At 60.5% G+C, this 3,410-nt stretch carries 4 protein-coding genes; all 4 read right to left on the bottom strand.

Annotation, left to right across the window (positions count from 1 at the left end; translation table 11 throughout):
• Positions 1-230: 230 nt before the first annotated feature.
• Positions 231-638, bottom strand: a complete 408-nt coding sequence (locus ACESL9_RS17570; protein WP_372675374.1) for a type II toxin-antitoxin system death-on-curing family toxin — start codon at positions 636-638, stop codon at positions 231-233.
• A complete protein-coding gene (locus tag ACESL9_RS17565) occupies positions 635-862 on the bottom strand; it encodes a transcriptional regulator (protein WP_372675373.1) in 228 nt (75 codons plus the stop codon). The genes ACESL9_RS17570 and ACESL9_RS17565 overlap by 4 nt, the downstream gene beginning before the upstream one ends.
• A gap of 114 nt (positions 863-976) precedes the next feature.
• Entirely contained in the window at positions 977-1,969 is a 993-nt protein-coding gene (locus tag ACESL9_RS17560; RefSeq protein WP_372675372.1) for a flavin monoamine oxidase family protein, read from the bottom strand.
• Complete coding sequence (locus ACESL9_RS17555) at positions 1,969-2,640, bottom strand: cupin domain-containing protein (RefSeq protein ID WP_372675370.1); 672 nt, start codon at positions 2,638-2,640, stop codon at positions 1,969-1,971. Before ACESL9_RS17555 ends, ACESL9_RS17560 begins: the two co-directional genes overlap by 1 nt.
• Positions 2,641-3,410: the final 770 nt, after the last annotated feature.

Here is a 3,410-nt window from a genome sequence, read left to right as displayed (position 1 = left end):
AGTGCCTGATAATGAGTCAGAATTTCGAGCCGAGCCGATGAGGTGGATTCCAAGTGGATTCCCCGGTGAGGAATCCAGTCGCTAGCGAAATCGCGCGCTGAGCCCCCCCGTATACAATCAGGGCCACGGAGGAACCATGGGAGGGGGACATGTGCTCCTCTCCGTTCCAGAGGCGCGGCGGCTGCATGTCATGACCGAACGGGACCATCCAACGCCTACGACCACCCAAGTTACAAGAGCCGGTCGCGAAGCCAACCAGCCAGTTCGGTTTCGGACACAGTGCCGCCCGCGACACCTTCCATGATACGAACAGCATCGACCGGATCGAAGCTCAAACGGTATCCGTTATCTGCTAGAAACAGGCGCGCTGCGATCCAGGCCGTGCGCTTGTTCCCATCAACTAAGCCATGGTTCTTCGCAAGCCCGTAGGCATACGCTGCGGCCAGATCAGCCGCATCGGGCGTTCCATAATTCGCTGCGTTGACTGGGCGGGAAAGCGCGCTTTCAATGCTCCCGGCATCGCGAACACCCTCAGCACCGCCATGTTCAGCCAGTTGCCGGTCGTGGACGGCGTTGATGACGGCGGGATCAAGCCAACGCCAGTCCTTCCGCGGTAACGTACCGGATGGATCGCTCATTTCGCCAGTGCGCGCAGAACTTCTCGATCGTCATGCATGATGTCTTCGGCAAGGGACATTTGACGGGCGAATTCCGGGTTGTAAGGGGTCAAGCGATAACCGCCGTCAGCTGCTTCGGTAAGATAGAGCGTATCGCCCTTCTGGATCTTCAAGTGCGCCATGACCTCTTTGGTAAGGATTACTCCTGACGAGGCTCCGACTGTGGTGACTTTGAGCGTTTGCATCCTGACTTCCAATCTATATAACATCCATTATATAGCTCGCCCTGAGGCTTACCGCAACCTCTACGTAGACGACATCATGGGCGCGCGCCCTGCGCGGACTTGTTTGTCTTTCAGTCAATCCGGATGCTTGCGAAGGCAGGCATGAGCGGCGTCTGCAGCAGCCAGCGCCCCCTCCAGAAAACCACCCTCGACCGGTGATGCCTCGGATCCAGCGAAGATCAGGCGCGCAGTGGACGGGATGGCGCCATAGGTCGGATGAGCAGCGGGCGGCATCCGGTCGGCCCGCGTGGCGGTCGCGACATCATCGCTCCAATCTTTGAGAAACACGTCAAGCGGTTTCGCCGCCAAGGGTCCGAACAGACGTGCCAGTTGCGCAATGGCGGCGTCTCGGAAGTCCGGCTTATGCGTAGCGCCGGGATGGGCGAACCCGAAGAGCGCGCCCGCATGCGCATCGGCCGGTGACGCGTCGTGGATCTCGGCCAGCGGTCCGCGATGCGATATCGCATCACCGTTCAGCCCGCTGTCTCGCCAGAAGGGCTTAGTGTAGGTCGCAATGAGCTTGGCCTGGCCGGCCATCCAAGTCGGCACATCGGGAACGGCAACGCCAAAGCGGGCTGTCAGCCGCGGCGGCAGCGCGAAAACGACGCGCGCAGCTCGTATCTCGAAATTGTCGCCTGACAGCGTCACGCCTAAGGCGTCCTCAGTCACGCGCTGCAACGGGTGATCGAGGCGCAGGCTGGGTCCCAGCTGTTCGGCCAAAGCGTCGGTCACCCGCGTGAGCCCGCCTTCGATGCGCAGCGCGCCTCCCATGGTGGCGAAGTCGAGGTCCCGGCGTATCGCGCCCTCGCCATCCTCGAAGACAAGACGCCCAGACGCGTATTGTGGAAAGCTGCGCAGACCGAGACGGCTGGCAAGCGCGAGCATGCGGTGGTTGTTCGGCCAGATCCAGGAGGGCCCGAGATCATAACCTTGGTGTGAAAGCACCCGTCCGCCGGCGCGGTCGCGCGCTTCCAGAATTGTAACGTCACGCCCCTCGGACTGCAGCGCAGTGCCCAGCGCAAGGCCGGAAAGCCCGGCGCCGATGATACATACCTCTGTTTCTTCCATTACGCAGTGTGGTCCGGCACATGGCGCAGATGCCCGGTCTTGAGCCAGACCCGCACACCGTCGTCTCCGGCCGTTGCCTCGAACGTGCTCCCCACCGGCAGGCGCAGCCAGTCCCAGGGGCCCAGCGTGTCCACACCATCGGCAAGCGATCCCTCGATCACGAAGACCTCAAGGCCACCCGATGCGTCCAGTGATCGTGCCGTTCCCGGCTCCCAGCGCTCCATGGATACGTATTCACGATCATCTTCATGCAATTCGAGTGTTTCGACGCCAGGGGCCGGTTCCGACCAGTCCACCTTTCCGCTGTCGATCTGGACCTGCGTGCGATCCGCCGCGTCGAACTGGTGCAACTTGACCAGGATGGTCGCCCCGTCTTGCGCGGCTGGCGTGTGCGACGAAGTGGGCGGGTTGCGCACATACGAGCCAGTGGGAAAGTCACCGTCCTCATCCTGGAAGGTGCCATCGAGAACCAGGTATTCTTCGCCACCGTCATGAGTATGCGCGGAAAAGGCACTACCGGGCGCGAAGCATACGATAGTAGTTGCCCGGGCGACCTCGCCGCCGATCCGATCCAGCATCCGGCGCCGTACCCCAGGCATAGGGGAGTCAACCCATTCACTTTCATCAAAGCGCACGAGAGCTCTTTGGCTGAAATCTGCGTTTACATGCATTGTCGGCAGCTCCTTTGCTCGTCCTGGGGAAGCTTGGGTCTAAACGAGCTTATTGCAAGGCTGTCCAAGATTCGCACGTGAGGCCTGTCTCTTCGAGGGCACCTCTCACGAGCGGCTCGCGCCTTCAACCAGCAACGATCGACCGGCGTCACCTTGAAAGGGGCATTGTGCGCAAGCCGCGCGATAGCCAGACAGTGGCCCGGTGATCAGCGCTCAGAGCGGAGCGCTATATACCCGCCCAATCCGCAGGATATCCAAATGGCGCGCCACACGCCATCTATGCGCAGTTTACAAAACCCGCTCCCTGCGCAAAGGCGCGGCTCATCCCGTCTCCCAGGGCCGCGCCCTCGGCATCACGCCAGTCACCTCGACCTCCCGCAGCATACCCGATGGGTTGGCCACATCAACGCCACATCAACCCGCGAGTGCGCGTTTCGCGTGGGTTTTGCAGGCCAATGCGCACGAATGCTTGCCGAATGTGCGGTTGAATAATTTGTGAAATCAAATGCTTGTCGTGTAAAAAGCTGATTTCATTATGTTTTCGTGAATTCGCCTTTATAGGCTCATAACCTGAAGGTCGTAGGTTCAAATCCTACTCCCGCAACCAAATCTATCCGCGTTATCAAACGCTTAAACGCCGCCCTCCGGGGCGGCGTTTGCGTTTCCACCCACCGTGGAAGCACTGTGGAAGCAAGAGGGGGCGAAAGTCTGCGGACTGGTGCGTGACGAGATTGACGATGACATATCCTTTGCCGAAAGTCGGCCTGTCG

Origin of the sequence: Aquicoccus sp., assembly GCF_041686535.1 — a bacterium.
Taxonomy (GTDB): Bacteria; Pseudomonadota; Alphaproteobacteria; order Rhodobacterales; family Rhodobacteraceae; genus Aquicoccus.
This window is presented reverse-complemented; position numbering and strand designations above follow the sequence as displayed.